Annotated in this window: 13 protein-coding genes, 2 tRNA genes and 2 rRNA genes (1 of these 17 only partly in view); 5 read left to right on the forward strand and 12 right to left on the reverse strand. The window is 62.2% G+C overall.

The features are described from left to right. The 4 genes from J6497_RS26865 to J6497_RS26880 form a co-directional block, all read right to left on the reverse strand. Nucleotides 1-41 (reverse strand): 23S ribosomal RNA (locus J6497_RS26865) (it extends 2,815 nt beyond the left edge of the window). Between the two features lie 473 nt (nt 42-514). Further along, nucleotides 515-590 (reverse strand) — tRNA-Ala (locus J6497_RS26870). Nucleotides 591-647: 57 nt separating this feature from the next. Then, a tRNA-Ile gene (locus J6497_RS26875) sits at nt 648-724 on the reverse strand. A 228-nt stretch (nt 725-952) separates the two neighbouring features. Continuing rightward, nucleotides 953-2,441, reverse strand: a 16S ribosomal RNA gene (locus J6497_RS26880). The 16S and 23S rRNA genes sit together here with 2 tRNA genes alongside, the layout of an rRNA operon. A gap of 851 nt (nt 2,442-3,292) precedes the next feature. Here J6497_RS26880 and J6497_RS26885 point away from each other — a divergent pair. Continuing rightward, on the forward strand, nt 3,293-5,344 hold the full coding sequence (locus J6497_RS26885; protein ID WP_376708277.1) for a M23 family metallopeptidase: 2,052 nt from the start codon (nt 3,293-3,295) through the stop codon (nt 5,342-5,344). 55 nt (nt 5,345-5,399) lie between these two features. Here the strand turns inward: J6497_RS26885 and J6497_RS26890 are convergent, their stop codons facing one another. Next, a complete protein-coding gene (locus tag J6497_RS26890; protein WP_225707290.1) occupies nt 5,400-5,807 on the reverse strand; it encodes a hypothetical protein in 408 nt (135 codons plus the stop codon). Between the two features lie 210 nt (nt 5,808-6,017). On the opposite strand from J6497_RS26890, the gene J6497_RS26895 reads away from it, so the two are divergent. Both J6497_RS26895 and J6497_RS26900 read left to right on the forward strand, forming a co-directional pair. Further along, a complete protein-coding gene (locus tag J6497_RS26895; protein ID WP_225707291.1) occupies nt 6,018-6,377 on the forward strand; it encodes an SPW repeat protein in 360 nt (119 codons plus the stop codon). 79 nt (nt 6,378-6,456) lie between these two features. Beyond that, the gene (locus J6497_RS26900) at nt 6,457-6,714 is read left to right on the forward strand and encodes a hypothetical protein (protein WP_225707292.1); all 258 of its coding nucleotides are present in this window, start codon (nt 6,457-6,459) and stop codon (nt 6,712-6,714) included. 61 nt (nt 6,715-6,775) lie between these two features. Here the strand turns inward: J6497_RS26900 and clpB are convergent, their stop codons facing one another. Then, entirely contained in the window at nt 6,776-9,415 is a 2,640-nt protein-coding gene (clpB, locus tag J6497_RS26905; RefSeq protein ID WP_225707293.1) for an ATP-dependent chaperone ClpB, read from the reverse strand. Nucleotides 9,416-9,744: 329 nt separating this feature from the next. On the opposite strand from clpB, the gene J6497_RS26910 reads away from it, so the two are divergent. Continuing rightward, nucleotides 9,745-10,530, forward strand: a complete 786-nt coding sequence (locus tag J6497_RS26910) for an MOSC domain-containing protein (RefSeq protein ID WP_225707294.1) — start codon at nt 9,745-9,747, stop codon at nt 10,528-10,530. A gap of 993 nt (nt 10,531-11,523) precedes the next feature. Beyond that, entirely contained in the window at nt 11,524-12,597 is a 1,074-nt protein-coding gene (locus J6497_RS26915) for a tartrate dehydrogenase (RefSeq protein WP_225707295.1), read from the forward strand. 174 nt (nt 12,598-12,771) lie between these two features. Here the strand turns inward: J6497_RS26915 and J6497_RS26920 are convergent, their stop codons facing one another. From J6497_RS26920 to J6497_RS26945, 6 genes are all read right to left on the reverse strand, one after another. Further along, a complete protein-coding gene (locus J6497_RS26920; protein ID WP_225707296.1) occupies nt 12,772-13,743 on the reverse strand; it encodes a bile acid:sodium symporter family protein in 972 nt (323 codons plus the stop codon). Nucleotides 13,744-14,251: 508 nt separating this feature from the next. Continuing rightward, a complete protein-coding gene (locus tag J6497_RS26925; protein WP_225707297.1) occupies nt 14,252-14,752 on the reverse strand; it encodes a DUF2852 domain-containing protein in 501 nt (166 codons plus the stop codon). Nucleotides 14,753-14,871: 119 nt separating this feature from the next. Continuing rightward, a complete protein-coding gene (locus J6497_RS26930) occupies nt 14,872-15,567 on the reverse strand; it encodes a TetR/AcrR family transcriptional regulator (protein ID WP_225707298.1) in 696 nt (231 codons plus the stop codon). Between the two features lie 356 nt (nt 15,568-15,923). Then, nucleotides 15,924-16,289 carry a hypothetical protein gene (locus tag J6497_RS26935; protein WP_225707299.1) on the reverse strand — a complete coding sequence of 122 codons (366 nt, stop codon included), beginning with the start codon at nt 16,287-16,289 and terminating at the stop codon, nt 15,924-15,926. A gap of 37 nt (nt 16,290-16,326) precedes the next feature. Continuing rightward, on the reverse strand, nt 16,327-16,752 hold the full coding sequence (locus tag J6497_RS26940; RefSeq protein WP_225707300.1) for a YciI family protein: 426 nt from the start codon (nt 16,750-16,752) through the stop codon (nt 16,327-16,329). A gap of 175 nt (nt 16,753-16,927) precedes the next feature. Then, on the reverse strand, nt 16,928-17,341 hold the full coding sequence (locus tag J6497_RS26945) for a YciI family protein (protein WP_225707301.1): 414 nt from the start codon (nt 17,339-17,341) through the stop codon (nt 16,928-16,930). Nucleotides 17,342-17,863: the final 522 nt, after the last annotated feature.

Raw genomic sequence — 17,863 nt, forward strand, 5'->3', positions numbered from 1 at the left:
AGCGCCAAGGCATCCACCGAACACCCTTAAGGCACTTGATTGCTCTCATTATCAATGTCCACACACTCGGCAGAATGTATGCCGCCCAATCGCATTGAGACCGAAATCTCAAGGCGCGCACCCTCGATGAATGCTGCTTGCGCGGCTGGACATTGACTAGAAAGACCAGCTTGCTTCGTAAGATCGAACCAATAGCGAGGCGGTCAAGCTTCGCTAACGAGGATCATTTACAACCCGCTTCATCTTGCGATGAGCGAGCGCCGAAATGATCCCGGAGATAGTGAATGAGCACCCGCGAATTGCTCCGCAGATCCCAAACTTGGATCGATCTCCTCTTTACGATGTCAGATAACACGCACATCGCGTCCATCCGGACTGCGTGTGCGAATTGATGTTTCGCGGACGATTTAAGTCAATCAACGGTCAGCCCGTCTTCGCTCTAACGAGCTTCGGCGTGGCAGCCTTCGCTTCGATCGGGCTTGCCTAGCCGTAGCTGGCATCAGCCAGCGAAGGCTGGTGGAGCCAGACGGGATCGAACCGACGACCTCATGCTTGCAAAGCACGCGCTCTCCCAGCTGAGCTATGGCCCCGTACCAGAAGACGAATGCCTTGGGCTGGATAAAAGAGACGCATGCGCTCGATCAAAGTGGTGGGCCTGGGAAGACTTGAACTTCCGACCTCACGCTTATCAAGCGCGCGCTCTAACCAACTGAGCTACAAGCCCCTGACGCTTATCCCTTTTGAGGATCGGAGCCCGCTCGCGCGCAGCCGGCTCGCGCCGATGCATCGCACAGCGCTCAAGCCCCTGGCGCGTGTTCGTCCGCGAAGAAAGAGAAACGAAGACGGCGAGGTCCCGCCAATGGAGCTCAAGCGATCTGGCGATCGATTGGCCCCGAGATGTTTCTAAAACGATCCGATAGTGAGCGTGAGCTCTCTGAAGGATCATCCTTAGAAAGGAGGTGATCCAGCCGCAGGTTCCCCTACGGCTACCTTGTTACGACTTCACCCCAGTCGCTGACCCTACCGTGGCCGGCTGCCCCCTTTCGGTTAGCGCACCGTCTTCAGGTAAAACCAACTCCCATGGTGTGACGGGCGGTGTGTACAAGGCCCGGGAACGTATTCACCGTGGCGTGCTGATCCACGATTACTAGCGATTCCAACTTCATGGGCTCGAGTTGCAGAGCCCAATCCGAACTGAGACGGCTTTTTGAGATTTGCTAGGACTTGCGTCTTCGCTTCCCATTGTCACCGCCATTGTAGCACGTGTGTAGCCCAGCCCGTAAGGGCCATGAGGACTTGACGTCATCCCCACCTTCCTCGCGGCTTATCACCGGCAGTCTCCTTAGAGTGCTCAACTAAATGGTAGCAACTAAGGACGGGGGTTGCGCTCGTTGCGGGACTTAACCCAACATCTCACGACACGAGCTGACGACAGCCATGCAGCACCTGTCTCCGGTCCAGCCGAACTGAAGAACTCCGTCTCTGGAGTCCGCGACCGGGATGTCAAGGGCTGGTAAGGTTCTGCGCGTTGCGTCGAATTAAACCACATGCTCCACCGCTTGTGCGGGCCCCCGTCAATTCCTTTGAGTTTTAATCTTGCGACCGTACTCCCCAGGCGGAATGCTTAAAGCGTTAGCTGCGCCACTAGTGAGTAAACCCACTAACGGCTGGCATTCATCGTTTACGGCGTGGACTACCAGGGTATCTAATCCTGTTTGCTCCCCACGCTTTCGTGCCTCAGCGTCAGTACCGGGCCAGTGAGCCGCCTTCGCCACTGGTGTTCTTGCGAATATCTACGAATTTCACCTCTACACTCGCAGTTCCACTCACCTCTCCCGGACTCAAGATCTTCAGTATCAAAGGCAGTTCTGGAGTTGAGCTCCAGGATTTCACCCCTGACTTAAAGACCCGCCTACGCACCCTTTACGCCCAGTGATTCCGAGCAACGCTAGCCCCCTTCGTATTACCGCGGCTGCTGGCACGAAGTTAGCCGGGGCTTATTCTTGCGGTACCGTCATTATCTTCCCGCACAAAAGAGCTTTACAACCCTAGGGCCTTCATCACTCACGCGGCATGGCTGGATCAGGCTTGCGCCCATTGTCCAATATTCCCCACTGCTGCCTCCCGTAGGAGTTTGGGCCGTGTCTCAGTCCCAATGTGGCTGATCATCCTCTCAGACCAGCTACTGATCGTCGCCTTGGTGAGCCATTACCTCACCAACTAGCTAATCAGACGCGGGCCGATCTTTCGGCGATAAATCTTTCCCCGTAAGGGCTTATCCGGTATTAGCACAAGTTTCCCTGTGTTGTTCCGAACCAAAAGGTACGTTCCCACGCGTTACTCACCCGTCTGCCGCTGACGTATTGCTACGCCCGCTCGACTTGCATGTGTTAAGCCTGCCGCCAGCGTTCGCTCTGAGCCAGGATCAAACTCTCAAGTTGGACTTGAAACTTTGAACCGGCTGATCACAACGTTTGACGAGGTCCACACCTAAATCGCGCAGCGATTCACATCGCTGGCGACCTGACCTCAATGAAGAGGCCATGGTGTAACCTTATTCAAAACGTGTACCGCCGAAGTCTTTCGTCCGGTCCCGATCGGGAAAACCGAGGTTTTCTGAGATCGAGACCCGCAAGGACTCCGCCGTCCACGTTTCTCTTTCTTCATCTTTACTTGTCAAACAGCCCGAGGTCCGAGGACCTCTCACCCTTAGGAGGGTTCCGACCCCCTCAACTCGACGGCAAATCCCCAACCGATTTAACTCGGTTGTTGAGTCACTCATCAAAGTGAGGAGCATCAAGGGCGCGAAAGCTTGCCTTGGCCTCTCGGGCCAATGCAGCGCCGCGCTCAGTGGCCGCCTTATAGGCCGGCCCAATCCGGCTTGTCAACGGCCATTGTCAACAAATCGTCGCATCAGGTGCAGAATTTTCTTCTCCGCAAAAGTCCTCGATTTTTCGGGACTTTACGCCGTACTTGAGCCACAATCCTGCGACGTTCTGACGATAAAGATATGCAATGAATCGCCGGATGCCAGTGGGGGCTGCCGGCGGTTTTCTACCAAGGGACTGACGATTTCTGATGAACCGTCGCCAGTTCCACGCGGCCGAGCAACATCGAGAGATTTACACATCGTTGACGTTCGAAATTGTGGTTGGCCATCGGCCTTCGATAATTCGCGAATGTTGCTGCATGTGACGCGCCGTACTGCCGGATTGCCCTGCTAGGGCGAATGCGGGCGCAAGGGAGTGCGGAAGTCTCGTCGTATGTTGATGGAAGTTGGGGGGACACAGGCTTGAGCCAACGGGCGTCACGCGGGAGCGGCTTTGGACGCGAGACCGGGATGATCGATCTCGGTCACGAGCCGCCGCTGTCGGTCGATGGCTCGGAGGCTGCGGTGATCGACCGCCGCCGTGTTTCCGTACAGTGGTTCAGCGGCACGATCCTCACCGGCCTATGCGGCGCGGCCCTGATCGGCGGCGCCGTCTTTGCGTCACTCGACGGCGAGATGACCTTTGCCAAGCTCCCGGAGCGAGTCGAGGGCGCGCTGCGCGGTGCGATCAGCGCCAATGACCGCGGCGCCACGCTGCACAAGAGCGACCGCCTGCCGCCGCCATCGGAATCAAGCGCCTCGCGCAATGTCGTGCGGGTATCGACGGTGACCCGCGTCGGCAACCGTGACGTGATGCGGGTGCGGCCGTACGTCCGCATCTCCGGCAACCTGTCGATGGCGACAAGCGATCTTTCGGCCAAGATCCCGCCGTTCAACGCCCAGCGCATGCTGACCGATGTCAATCAGCCTGCGGCGGCCGACGACCCGAACAACCCTGAAGCCGTGGAGCCTGACGCCGAGGTCTCCTTCGTCACCAAGGATCTGGGGCAGGTGCTGCCGAAGGCGAAGATCGCCGCCGTGGTGGCTCTCGACGAGATCCTGATGCGGGTGCGTGATGCCGCCAACTGGCGCGGCAATAACGGCGGCGTCCGCTATACGCTGGCCAACGCCACCGCGGACGTCGGTGGCGCGCAGCCCGACCTCAAGCTGGCCTATGCCACCGAAGGCAACGTTTCCGATCCCTATGCCGGCTTCGAGACCCGCGTGGTGCCGGAAAACGTCACGCTGCTGCCGAAGACCAAGGAGCAGGTCACCGGCGGCAATCCGATCGGAGAACGGGTGCATATCGTCAAGAAGGGCGACACCGTCACCTCCGTGCTGCGCGACATGGGCGCAACAGCCGACGAGGCCAAGGCCATCGCGGCGACGCTGGGCGCCCGCGGTCGCGATGGCGGCCTGAGGGAAGGCCAGAGGTTGCGCATCCTGATGGCGCCGGCAAATCCGGGAGGACGGCTGCAGCCCTATCGCGTGATCGTCGCCAACGACACCCAGGTCGAAGCGGTGGCAGCCCTCTCGGACATCGGCAAATATGTCGCCGTCGACGTGCAGAGCATGAACACCGTGTCCGAGACCGCTGAGAACAGCGACGATGACGACGAGGATGATGGCAGCGGCGTAAGGCTCTACCAGAGCATCTACGAGACCGCCCTGCGCAACAAGGTGCCGCAGAACGTCATCGAGGACATGGTCCGCATCTATTCCTATGACGTCGACTTCCAGCGCAAGGTACAGCCCGGCGATTCCTTCGACGTCTACTACGCCGGCGAGGACGAAGGCGCTGTCATCACCGAAAAGACCGAGGTGCTGTACGCCGCGCTCACGGTCGGCGGCGAAACCAAGAAGTACTACCGGTTCCAGACACCCGACGATTCGGTGGTCGACTATTACGACGAGACCGGCAAGAGCGCGAAGAAGTTCCTGGTGCGCAAGCCCGTCAACAACGCGATCATGCGCTCCGGCTTCGGCGGCCGCCGCCATCCGATCCTCGGCTACGTCAAGATGCACACCGGCGTCGACTGGGCGGCCCCCTACGGCACCCCGATCTTCGCTTCGGGCAACGGCATGGTCGAAAAGGTCGGCTGGGAGGGCGGCTACGGCAAGTATGTCCGCATCAAGCACAACAACGGCTATGAGACCGCCTACGGCCACATGTCCGCCTTCGCCAAGGGCATGGAGTCCGGCAAGCGCGTACGCCAGGGCCAGGTGATCGGCTTTATCGGGTCGACCGGCATGTCGACCGGCGCCCACGTTCACTACGAAATCCTGGTCAACGGCCGTTTCGTCGACCCGATGCGCGTGAAGCTGCCGCGCGGGCGCTCGCTCGAGGGCCCGATGCTGGCAAACTTCGAGAAGGAACGCGACCGGATCGATGCCCAGATGTCCAGCCGCGGCAGCTCCCGCGTCGTCTCCGACGCCACCGGCTCGACCGGATCGCGGCCGGTCAGCAACCGCTGACTTCCTCTGCGGCGCTACGGCGTGCGACCATTGTCGGGACATCGCAGCTGAAGTGCTACGAAGTCGCATTTGCGATCAGGAAGACGATTCCAAGCGCCGTAAGACCGAACGCGACGGCCGCGAACGGCAATAGCGCGTCGATGGCGGCATGCGTGCTGCGGAGCTTGCTGCCCCAGACCGCGAAATCGCCAGCTCTCCAATCGTGGAATGAGGTCCGACCGAGATGCCCGTGATCCGGCATCCCGTGCTTTTTCCAGAGCAGAGACATCGACCACGGAACCAGGACCGCGATCAGGAAGAACAGGCTGACTATGCCCAAGGGTAGCCGGATGTCGCTCTGTCGATCGAACAATATCCACGCAGCCAGAGCAAACCACGCAACAAGGCCGACCACGGCCCCGTAGACGATCGGATGAAGCTGATCAAACGTGGATCTGTTATTGCCAACAAGTTCCCTGCTCATGAAGGATTACCCTTCTGCTATGGGGATTGTCGGCCGGTGCAGTTCGAAGCGCGGTCACCCGACGGGCGGCAAGCCGCACATCGTCTGGCCGGTCTTTGAGGGCCAACCGCCGGCCCGTATCACTGTTCCATGAAATTTCGGCAAGCCACCGGGAACCGACGTGGCGATCCTACGGTTGATTAGCATGTGAAACCTCCAATGGAGGATGTCATGGAGAATTGGACGAACGCGAAATTGTGCGACGTCGCAAATCTGGTCCTTGGCGCGATCCTGTTGCTGTCGCCCTGGCTGTTCGGCTTCGAAGCCGGAACCGTCTCCACCAACGCCTACATCACCGGCATCGTCATCGCGATCCTTGCGATCGCGGCCCTGGCGGCATTTGCGGTGTGGGAGGAGTGGCTGAACCTGATTGTCGGATTGTGGGCCCTGGTCTCACCCTGGATATTGGGCTTCCAGGGAACCACCGCGATGACGGTCCATGTGGTGATCGGCGCGGCGGTGGCGATCCTCGCTGCGATCGAGCTCTGGATGATGTCCCAGCAACCGCCACGGTTGACCACAAACCGTTGATCACAGGCTGTCTCACTTTGGTCCCCGCCTGCCATAGCGGCGGGCGGAGGACCTTGTTACGCGTAGAGGGGTGCCGGGCATGAGGCACATCACACGGAATGACGTTGTGAAGGCGGTCGGCCAGATCGACGATGTCACCATTGCGAAGATCATCGCGACCGGCGCGACCGTCGACGAATTGGCCGAAGCACAGGCCTGGCTCGCCAATGACGAGCCGCTGATGAACGCGGGCAAGCCGCTTGCGACCGGCCGCGCCCGCGAGCTCGTGGATATCCTCTCGGAGCTTGAGCCCAGCGACGAGGAGGACAATGTCGGGCCGGCGGTCACGCAGGAATAGAGCTCCCCAAACTCAAAACCCTCTCCGCAAATCGCGGAGAGGGCTTTAGTCGTTTCATGACCTAGTTCAGCTTGCGCTTCGGCACCGCCGTCTCGAACTGGGCGATCTCGGCGGTCTGCGGCGCCTTGCCATTGAAGGTCAACACATTGCCTTCGGCCGAGATCGTGACCTGGTCGCCGTCCTTGATATCGCCAGCCAGGATCATCTCGGCGAGCGGATCCTGCAGGTTGCGCTGGATCACCCGCTTCAGCGGGCGAGCGCCATAGGCCGGATCCCAGCCCTTGGCCGCCAGCCAATCGCGCGCTGCTGCATCCAGCGTGAGCGTGATCTTGCGATCCTCCAGGAGCCTCTGCAGGCGGGCGAACTGGATCTCGACGATCCGGCCCATCTCGCTCTTCTGCAGCCGATGGAACAGGATGATCTCGTCGACGCGGTTGAGGAATTCGGGGCGGAAATGCGCCCGCACCATCCCCATCACCTGCTCGCGCACCTCGGACGTATCCTCGCCTTCCGGCTGGTTCACCAGGAATTCCGAACCAAGGTTCGAGGTCATGATGATCAGCGTGTTCCGGAAATCGACCGTGCGGCCCTGACCGTCGGTCAGGCGACCGTCGTCGAGCACCTGCAACAGCACGTTGAAGACGTCAGGATGCGCCTTCTCGATCTCGTCGAACAATACGACTTGATAAGGCCGCCGCCGCACCGCTTCGGTGAGCGCACCGCCCTCGTCATAGCCGACATAGCCCGGAGGCGCGCCGATCAGCCGCGAGACCGAGTGCTTCTCCATGTACTCGGACATGTCGAGGCGGACCATCGCGGTCTCGTCGTTGAACAGGTACTCTGCCAATGCCTTGGTCAGCTCGGTCTTGCCGACACCAGTGGGGCCCAGGAACATGAACGAGCCCATCGGCCGGTTCGGGTCCTGCAGGCCTGCGCGCGAACGGCGCACGGCGGTCGCCACGGCCCGCACCGCCTCGGCCTGGCCGACGACGCGCTTGCCGAGAGAATCCTCCATCTTCAGGAGCTTCTCCTTCTCGCCTTCCAGCATCCGGTCGACCGGAACGCCTGTCCAGCGGGACACCACCTGCGCGATGTGGTTGGCGGTGACCGCCTCCTCCACCGTCGCGCCCTGGTTCTCGCTGGCCTCGATGTCAGCGAGCTGCTTCTCCAGCGCCGGAATCTTGCCATAGGCCAGCTCACCCGCCCGCTGGAATTCGCCACGGCGCTGCGCATTGGCCAATTCGACGCGCAGCGCATCGAGTTCGGCCTTCAGCTTTTGCGCATTGGAGAGCTTGTTCTTCTCCGCGCTCCAGCGCGCCGTCAGCGCGTTCGATTTCTCCTCAAGCTCGGCGAGTTCCTTCTCCAGCGCCTGCAGGCGGCTTTTCGAGCCGAGATCGCTCTCTTTCTTCAGCGCCTCCTGCTCGATCTTGAGACGGATGATCTCGCGGTCCAGCGTGTCGAGCTCTTCCGGCTTGGAATCGACCTGCATCTTCAGCCGCGCCGCCGCCTCGTCCATCAGGTCGATGGCCTTGTCCGGCAGGAAGCGGTCGGTGATGTAGCGGTTGGACAGCGTCGCGGCCGCCACCAGCGCGGAATCGGCGATCCGCACGCCGTGGTGCTGCTCATACTTGTCCTTCAGGCCGCGCAGGATCGAGATGGTGTCCTCGACCGACGGCTCACTGACGAAGATCGGCTGGAAGCGGCGGGCGAGCGCGGCGTCCTTCTCGACGTGCTTCTGGTACTCATCGAGCGTGGTCGCGCCGATGCAGTGCAGCTCACCGCGGGCCAGCGCGGGCTTCAAGAGGTTGGACGCGTCCATCGCGCCGTCAGCCTTGCCGGCGCCGATCAGCGTGTGCATCTCGTCGATGAACAGGATGAAGGTTCCCTCGGTCGAGGTCACCTCCTGCAGCACGGCCTTCAGCCGCTCCTCGAACTCGCCGCGGTATTTCGCGCCCGCGATCAACGCGCCAAGGTCGAGCGACAAGAGCTTCTTGTCCTTCAGGCTCTCCGGCACATCGCCGTTGACGATGCGCAGCGCCAGGCCCTCGACGATGGCAGTCTTGCCGACGCCGGGCTCGCCGATCAGCACGGGATTGTTCTTGGTGCGGCGGGACAACACCTGGATCGTGCGACGAATTTCCTCGTCGCGGCCGATCACCGGATCGAGCTTGCCGTCGCGTGCGGCCTGGGTCAGATCGCGCGCATATTTCTTCAGCGCGTCATAGGCGTTCTCGGCGGTGGCGCTATCGGCGGTCCGGCCTTTGCGCAGCGACTCGATCGCCGCATTCAGGTTCTGCGGGGTGATGCCGCCCTTGCTCAGGATCGAGCCGGCCTCGCTGTTCTTCTCGAGCGCTAAGCCCAGCAGGAGTCGCTCGACGGTGACGAAGCTGTCGCCGGCCTTGTCGGCAGCCTTTTCGGCCGCATCGAACGCCCGCGCCAGTTCGGGTGAAAGGTAGACCTGCCCCGCGCCGCTGCCCGACACTTTCGGCAGCTTGCCGAGCGCATCCTCGGTTGCCTTGAGGATGGCGCGGGAATTGCCGCCGGCGCGATCGATCAGGCCGCCGGCAAGGCCTTCGCTATCATCCAGCAGAACTTTTAGCAGATGCAGCGGCGAGAACTGCTGGTGCCCCTCGCGCACGGCAAGCGACTGCGCCGACTGGATGAAGCCGCGCGCCCGCTCGGTGTATTTCTCGATATTCATCGTTTTGCTTTCCCTCGGCCTGCTCTCCCAGCCCCGTAGGCACCGCAAAGAGCATCTTCATTGGGTTTCAGCCCGGCCGTGTTGACGTCGGTCAAACCGGCCGGTGGTCGTCGCCCTCGTTTCAGGCTTGATGCAAATGTGGGCATTGGGTTCCGAAACGGAAGAGCTTTCCGCAATGATTTCGTAAGGTCGGGTGGCCCGATCGATGAAAATCTCCTAGATCATAATCCGATTAGACGAAATCGGATCATGATCTCATCTCTTTGTTTGAGCATGATCTTTTCGGAAAACCGGTTTCCACTTTTCCGGATCATGCTCTAAAAGGCCTAATGTCCTCCGCCTCCTCCGCACAGATCGCCGGCATCTACCGTTATCCCGTCAAAGGCCTGACGCCTGAGGCGCTGCCGCGGGCCGACCTCAAAGCCGGCCAGACCCTGCTGTCCGACCGTCGCTACGCCATCGAGAACGGCCCGAGCGGCTTCGATCCCGAACAGCCCAAATGGCTGCCAAAGCCGCATTTCCTGATGCTGCAGCGGGACGAGTGGCTGGTGCCGCTGCGCGCCGAATTCGACGACGGCAGCCACGTCCTGACCCTGTGCCGGAACGGCGAGATCATGGCCCAGGGCGACCTCGAAACCGCCGACGGACGCGCCGCGATCGAGCAGTATTTCGCGCTCCACCATGCCGGCCAGATCAAGGGGCCGCCAAAGCTCCTGACCAGCCCCGGCCACAGCTTTTCCGACGTCGCCCGCAAGGTGGTCTCGATCATCAACCTCAACAGCTTGCGCGCGATCGAGGACATCGTCGGCCGTTCCGTGCATCCACTGCGCTTCCGCGCCAACCTCTATGTCGAGGGCTGGCCGGCCTGGCATGAATTCGAGCTGCTCGACCAGACAATCGAGATCGGCAGCGCGCGGGCCAAGATCGTGAAGCGCATCACCCGTTGCGCCGCCGTCAATGTCGATCCCGACACCGGGGTCCGCGACCTCAGCATCCCGCACACGCTGATGCAGCGCCTCGGCCACAACGAATGCGGCGTCTATGCCGAGGTGGTGGCGGACGGTGCTGTGGCGGTCGGGGATGCGATCGCGGCCGAGCAGCCGGAGCTGTTGTAAGGCGAAGCTGTCGTAGGATGGGTAGAGCGAAAGCGAAACCCATCGCGATGGAGCAAACCGCGCGATGATGGGTTTCGCGGCGCGCTATCCATCCCGCGATGTCGTCCCTGCGAACGCACGCCTTCGCGGGGACCCATAACCACAGGCAGTTGTTGTGGTGCGAGCAAGCGGTTGCGGCGGAGCACATCACAAAGTTCTGTGGTTATGGGTCCCGGGTCAAGCCCGGGACGACGCGGGAAAGAGCTGACTCAACTTTCAAACAGCGGAGGGGATGTGAGTCCGCATTCTCGCGGCATGATCTGCCCGAGCTTTGCGTCACTTTCCACCCTCTCATTGAGCAGAGGGCGCAGGGAAAGCCGGGTGCCGGCTGCACCCGTGGGCCCCGTGCAACAAAAAGCACGGGGGTAGGACCACAGGTCAACCGGAGCAACACCGGCTTTCCCTGCGCAGTGGTTTACGGCTTACTTCGTGCTCTCCCCGGTGACCGGGCTTTCTTGCCACCGTCGCCTCACAGATCATCTCTGCAAGACTTAGCGCCAGCGTCGGGGCGCCAGAACCACACGACTTCGCCGTCCGCTGATGCCACGCTCGTCAGTCGCAACACCCGCGTCCACCGCATCTCACCGCAACGTTCGTGACGATCGCGACCCGCCCCTCATTCGCGCTGAGACGCGCGGAGTTAAATCACTGATTTGCCCGACGGCGGAAGCGGAATGTTTTTCGCGCGAGGACTGGACGGGGCAAATCAGTATGAAATCACTAGCGAATTTTTCTCCGCCGTCATTCCGGGGCGCGACGAAGTCGCGAGCCCGGAATCCATTCGTCCACTTGCGTACGGAGCGAAATGGATTCCGGGCTCGCGCTGCGCGCGCCCCGGAATGACGGAGAGAGTGAGGAGCCCGCGGCCCATCCCTCGAGACGCCGCTTGCGCGGCTCCTCGGGATGAGGTCGATATGTGGCGGCCTTCCCACCGTCACGCCCCGGAGACACCTCATGCGCACCCATTCCATCGCCGCCATTCCTGCTGACGGTATCGGCCCCGAGGTGATCTCGTCGGGCATTCGTGTGCTCGAGGCGCTGGCGCAACGCTCCGGCGATGTCGCCTTTCAGTTCAAGACGTTCGACTGGGGCTCGGACTATTACAAGAAGCACGGCGTCATGATGCCGGCAGACGGACTCAATGAGTTGAAGACGTTCGATGCGATCTATTTCGGCGCGGTCGGGGCGCCCGATGTGCCCGACCACATCACGCTGTGGGGCCTGCGGCTGCCGATCTGCCAGGGCTTTGACCAATACGCCAATGTGCGGCCGACAAAGATCCTGCCCGGCGTCGCCTCGCCGCTCCGCAATGTCGGCGTCGGAGATCTCGACTGGGTGATCGTGCGCGAGAATTCGGAAGGCGAATATGCCGGCGCCGGCGGACGCGCGCATAAGGGCCTGCCCGAAGAGGTCGGCACCGAAGTCGCGATCTTCACCCGCGTCGGCGTCACCCGCATCATGCGCTATGCCTTCCGGCTCGCGCAGTCGCGGCCACGCAAATTTCTCACCGTGGTGACGAAATCGAACGCGCAGCGCCACGGCATGGTGATGTGGGACGAGATCGCCGCCGAAGTGGCGCGGCAATTCCCCGACGTCACCTGGGACAAGATGCTGGTCGACGCCATGACGGTGCGGATGACGCTGAACCCGAAAAGCCTCGACACCATCGTGGCGACCAACCTGCACGCGGACATCCTGTCCGATCTTGCCGGCGCGCTCGCCGGCAGCCTCGGCGTCGCACCGACAGGCAATATCGACCCGGAGCGCCGGTTCCCCTCGATGTTCGAGCCAATCCACGGCTCGGCCTTCGACATCACCGGCAAGGGTATCGCCAATCCGGTCGCGACCTTCTGGACCGGCGCGCGAATGCTGGAGCATCTCGGCGAAAAGGAAGCGGCCACGCGACTGATGGCGGCGGTGGAGCGCGTCTGCGCCGCCGGCGTGCTGACACCTGATGTCGGCGGCAAGGCGACGACGAAAGAGGTGACCGACGCCGTGATCGACGCGATTCATGGGACCAATGTGTGAGGCGAACTTTTCTCCCTCTCCCGGTTCTTACGGGGAGAGGGCGGGGTGAGGGGCTTTATCCGCGAGCTCCGACGGTTGCAGCGAGCCTGCGGAGACTCCCCCTCACCCGGATCGCATCTCCGATGCGATCCGGCCTCTCCCCGCAAGCGGGGCGAGGCAAAGGAAAGCGGCGCTCTACCGCGGCCTAGTCAGCCGGGCTACGATCGGCTTGAGTAGTTGCGGCGCGAGATAGATCGGGAATTGCGATAGCGCGAAATAGAGCCAGGTCAGGCCCGGCAGCACGCCGTCGGTGGCGGCGACCATCAGGCCCATGTTCCGCTGCGACACCATCAATGCCAGGGCCAGCGCCCGCTCCATGCCGAAGCGACGAAACACCAGCATGGTGCCGGCGAGCAGCGCGAAGAACACCGCAAAGGCGAGCAGCGTCAGCCCGAGCGCCTGCAGCGGTTCACGCCAGAAGCTCGGCGCGACCGGTCCCATGACCGCGCAAACGAACACCAGCAGGATCAGGATATTCAGGCCGTCGATCGGCGCCTTGTGGCGCTCGATCGTCGCAAGCCCGAACAGCCACCGGATGATCGCGGCCACCGCGAGCGCACCGGCCAGGATCAGGAACAGTTTCGCGCCGAGCGCGAACGGCGACAATGTCAACGCCGAACCGAACAAGAGGTAGGCGAACGGTGGCGCGGTGAGCGGCACCAGCGCGGTGCCGGTCACGAGCGTGATCAGGACCAGCGTGGCGTCCAGCCCCATCAGCGCGGCGAGCGAGGGCGCGGCCATCATCGGCGAAGCCACGGCCTGCAGCATCAAGCCCAGGAACAGATCCGGCGAAGCTGTGTGCAGACCCGTCGCGAGCCAGAGGACGCCCGTCATCGCCGGGACCGCCAGCAGCGTCCAGGTCGTCGCGGCGACGACGATCGCGGGCCGGCGCAGATAGAGCCGCAGTGCGGAGAGATCGACGCGCATGAACGAAATGCAGAGCAGGAGAAAGACGGCTTCCGTAACGAAAGGTCGCAAGGCCTCGCCAAGCGGCGGGATCGCGATGCCGATGAACACCAGTGCGGCGACGGCGCGCGTGCCCTGGCGGCCAAGCCATGCGAACGACCGGACGATAGCGGCGAGGGTAGCAGTCAACGCAACAGGCATCGGCGTTCTCCTGATGGAGCCGCAGCACGGAGACACCTGTTGCGAGAAGAACATGCGTCCGCCGGACCGCGGCGGCACTCGTTCATGTTTTGCAGATGAGACAAGACGACGTGCCGCTCCTTATGAGGAGCGCCACCAGCGCGACGCGGTGAAGGTCAGGCAATCGTCCACGCGGCTTGATTGGCATTGGCGGACGCTGTTGGCAAGAGGCCGATCGGCTGATGGCTCTTCAACCGCGGACGCGGAGTTCACCTCGCCCCCAGCGGGGGGAGAGGTCGGCGCGCAGCGCCGGGTGAGGGGGTCTCCACACGGGCGCAAGCGGAGGCACCCCCTCACCCGAAATCCAAGCTACGCTTGGATTTCGGCCTCTCCCCGGAGGGGCGAGGCGGGTCCGAATTCGCGGCTGCTTCAAAAACCAAACCGCCCGTCTGCTTTCGCAAACGGGCGGCTCAGGCCATCAGGTTTTATGGGGGCACATCCCCTGAGGGCAAACTCTTGAAAGCGAGACTCAACCCTGATGCGGCGGCTGCTGCGGCTCGTCGTTCGGCGGAGTCGGACGCTGGCGATGCTGGTTCATGAAGGCGTCGAACTCTTCCTTGTCCTTGGCGTGGCGCAGGCGGCTCAGGAATTCCTTGAACTCCTTCTGCTCCTCTTCGAGGCGCTGCAGCGTCTCGGTGCGATATTCGTCGAAGGCGCGATTGCCGCTCGAGGGCGGACCGAAGCCAAAGCCGAAGCCGCGGCGGTCCATGCGGTCGCGCATGCGGTCCATCTTGTACTGCATCCGCTCCATCCTGTTCTGCCAGCGATCGCGATCGTGGTGACTCCAGCAACCCATTTTTCTGCTCCCGAGTGTGTAAAAGAGAAGGGCAAGCCCGATCGGCCACCAGATGATGAAGCCAAGAATGGTCACCGCGATCCAGCCGGGGTGCCATGGGCTTTCAAACATGCGTGGGCGGTAGGGTTCTTCCACGGGGCCGCGCCATCGATTGACATCTGCGGTGTAGGCCATTTCCGTCTCCATCACGGCATCACGCCGTTGTGAATGTAAATAACATTTACATACTTGGCCGATCCATTCCGAAAGTCAAGCGGACCCCGAGGGGGTGCGACAAAATTATCTCGGCAATTTTATTTCGGCTTGCCCCAAGGGCCCGCGGGCTTTTCGTCTACCGGGTCGGGCTTGCGCTCCGTGGGGAAGCCGAGGCCGCGCAGATAGATCAGCACTTCGGCTTCCAGCAGTTCTTCGGGCGACATCGGCAATTTGCGGCGCGCGGCATCGCCGCGGCCGAACAGCGAAGCGACACCGTGCGACATCGCCCAGATGTGCAGCGCCATCATCATCGCCGGCGGACGCGGCACGCCGGGCGGCGCCAGCGCCGCGAGCCGCTCGGCGGCGGCACGAATGACCGCAAAAGCGCGCTCGCTTGCCGCCATCAAAGCGGGCGTAGTCTCGACAGGAACGCCGGATTCGAACATCGCGGAATAGAACGCCGGCTCCTCGCGGGCGAAGGCGAGATAGGCCTTGCCGACGCGCTCGAACGCGGTGATCGTGTCCGGACGGCCGTCGTCCCAGGCCTGCGTCAGGAGCTGTTCGAACTGCTCGAAGCCGCGCTGGGCGATGCTCGACAACAGCTCGTCACGGTCGCGGAAATGCCGATAGGGTGCCGCGGGGCTGACGCCGGCCATGCGCGCGGCATCGGCGAAGGTGAAGCCGGCCGGCCCCTTCTGCGTGATCAAATCGAGCGCCGCCTGCAGCAACGCCTCTTTGAGATTGCCGTGATGATAGCCGCGCTCGCCGCGGCGCTGATCCTTGCGCCAGCTCATGTGAAAAGGTCTTACATGAGGTGGATGCAAAGGTCACTAGCACCGCGGCGCGGCGTTCATCAAGATTAACGGCGAAATGCCGTCCACGAACGCCTGCACCCACGGCCTGACCCCATCCCGACCTTTCCCCTTTCAGGGGGGAGGAGAAGAGTGGAATCGCGCCCCGCGCTCACTTCACCTCCCCTTGAAAAGGGGAGGTCGGTTTGCGCGTGCACGCGCAAACCGGGTGGGGATCATCTCTCTCCACACGCACAGCTGCGCCCGCGGCTTGACCCCCCATCCCGACCTTCCCCCTTTCAGGGGGAAGGGGAACAGCGTTCTTCGCAGAGACAGTCGAACCGATTTCTTGGCTCCGGCTAGCCGCCCGGAATCGGCAGCACCGGCATGATCTCCACCCGCTCGCCGGGGAAAATCGCGAAATGCGGGTGGTTCTCGAACAGCTTCGCGGCGGCCTCATGCGAACTGGCGCGCAGCACGGTGAAGCCGCTCAGTTCGTTGCTGATGTCGGCGATGCCGCTGGCATCGACTTTCTTGGTCTTGCCCAGCGGGCCGCCCATGCCAACGATCACATCCTGATGCTTTTCGACCCAAGCCTTCCAGGCCGCGATCCCCTGCTGCTCCTTGGCGCGCCGCTCGACCTCGGGCAGCGCGTGCCAGGCCTTCATTTTGGGATTGTTCATGCTGCCGACGAAGACAGCGAGATAGGTATCATTCGTGCTCATGGGCTTCTCCTTGCGTTGAATTGACGATCGATGCGGCTTAGCGGAGGGCTTTCCCCCAGCCCTGCTGCATGTCTTCGAAGCCGGCAGCCGCCTTCTGCACTTCTTCCGAGAAATCGCTCATTTCCTGCACCTGGCGGATCTCGATGATCTCGTTCTCGCTGGCCGGGCACTGCTTCGCCCACTCGATCGCCTCCGCGCGCGAGGCGACGTTGATCATCCAGTAGCCGCCGAGCACTTCCTTCGATTCCGTGAAGGGTCCATCGGTGACCACGGGCTTGCCGGTGGCGAAGGAGACGCGGGCGCCCGCCGACGGCGGATGCAGTCCGTCCAGCGCGATCAAGACGCCGGCATCCTTCAGTGCCTGGTTGTATTTCATCATCGCCGCGACGCGTTCGGGATCGAGGTCGATCTTGGGCGGCGCGGTCTCGTAGCCGAGCGGGATCATCAGCATCATGAATCGCATGGGTGTTTCCTTGTGGTTGGGAGGAGCTTCATTCTCTCCGTCGTCATTCCAGGGCATCCGAAGGATGAGCCCGGAATCCATTTCTCTGCTTGCGTATGCGGCCCGATGGATTCTCCGATGTGCAATTGCACATCGTAGCTCACGCTTCGCGCGTCCCGGAATGACGAGGAGCCGGTTACCTTGTGGCGACCTCAGCGCGCAGGCGCTCTTCCTGCTCGCGCAGTTCGGGGGTCAATGCCTCGCCGAAATCCTCGGCGGAGAACACCTGCCGGATCTCGATCTCGCCGTCCTCGAACGGGGCGCGCTTCATCCAGTCGATCGCTTCGTCGAGCGAGTTGGTCTCGATCAGCCAGAAGCCGGCGATGAGATCGTTGCTCAGGGCGAACGGGCCGTGGCTGACGCTGGGCTGCCCATTGCCATAGCGCACCCGCGCGCCCTTCGTGGTCGGATGCAGGCCCTCGCCGGCCTGCATGACGCCGGCTTTGACCATCTCCTCGTTGAACCTGCCCATCGCGGCCAGGAGTTCCGTCGAGGGCATCACGCCGGCTTCGCTGTCCCGGCTGGCCTTCACTATCACCATGAATCGCATCGTCTTGCGCTCCGTTAGGTCACTAATCGATCACTTGTCTTCGGCACTTTGGGCCGATCGCATGGGGCATTCGCAGATAAGACGAACGGGGTTTTGCCAGACCGACAGGTCCGACAAAATTATTCTGGAGGTAATTGCGGCAATTGGGTGTGGGCGGATTTCGTAGGGTGGGCAAAGCGCAGCGTGCCCACCTTCAAGCACTCCGCAAGAATGGTGGGCACGCTGCGCTTTGCCCACCCTTGTATTAGCGCGTTGGAGTAGAGTGAGATCGTTCCGTGAGGAATGGCCCAGCCCGGGTGGCCGCCCGAGCTGGGCTGCCGATCGATCGGATCGCTGCCCACCGAAGCCTTGAGGCTGCCTTGTAGCAAGATCGCGGTCGGCGCTTCATCGGGACCCGAATGGTTGAACGAACTTCAGGTTCGCATCACAAGGGAGGGTCGACGAAGATGGCCAAGCCTATCACAATCTGCGCCGGGATCGATACCGGCAAACGGAAGCTGGACGTGGCGCTCGACGGCAGCT

It is taken from the genome of Bradyrhizobium cenepequi (assembly GCF_020329485.1).
Classification (GTDB): domain Bacteria; phylum Pseudomonadota; class Alphaproteobacteria; order Rhizobiales; family Xanthobacteraceae; genus Bradyrhizobium; species Bradyrhizobium cenepequi.

Coding starts and splice junctions, on each gene's coding strand:
- J6497_RS26890 (WP_225707290.1), bottom strand. CDS start 5,807: ATGAGCAGGGAACTTGTTGGCAATAACAGATCCACGTTTGATCAGCTT.
- J6497_RS26895 (WP_225707291.1), top strand. CDS start 6,018: ATGGAGAATTGGACGAACGCGAAATTGTGCGACGTCGCAAATCTGGTC.
- J6497_RS26900 (WP_225707292.1), top strand. CDS start 6,457: ATGAGGCACATCACACGGAATGACGTTGTGAAGGCGGTCGGCCAGATC.
- clpB (WP_225707293.1), bottom strand. CDS start 9,415: ATGAATATCGAGAAATACACCGAGCGGGCGCGCGGCTTCATCCAGTCG.
- J6497_RS26910 (WP_225707294.1), top strand. CDS start 9,745: ATGTCCTCCGCCTCCTCCGCACAGATCGCCGGCATCTACCGTTATCCC.
- J6497_RS26915 (WP_225707295.1), top strand. CDS start 11,524: ATGCGCACCCATTCCATCGCCGCCATTCCTGCTGACGGTATCGGCCCC.
- J6497_RS26920 (WP_225707296.1), bottom strand. CDS start 13,743: ATGCCTGTTGCGTTGACTGCTACCCTCGCCGCTATCGTCCGGTCGTTC.
- J6497_RS26925 (WP_225707297.1), bottom strand. CDS start 14,752: ATGGCCTACACCGCAGATGTCAATCGATGGCGCGGCCCCGTGGAAGAA.
- J6497_RS26930 (WP_225707298.1), bottom strand. CDS start 15,567: ATGAGCTGGCGCAAGGATCAGCGCCGCGGCGAGCGCGGCTATCATCAC.
- J6497_RS26935 (WP_225707299.1), bottom strand. CDS start 16,289: ATGAGCACGAATGATACCTATCTCGCTGTCTTCGTCGGCAGCATGAAC.
- J6497_RS26940 (WP_225707300.1), bottom strand. CDS start 16,752: ATGCGATTCATGATGCTGATGATCCCGCTCGGCTACGAGACCGCGCCG.
- J6497_RS26945 (WP_225707301.1), bottom strand. CDS start 17,341: ATGCGATTCATGGTGATAGTGAAGGCCAGCCGGGACAGCGAAGCCGGC.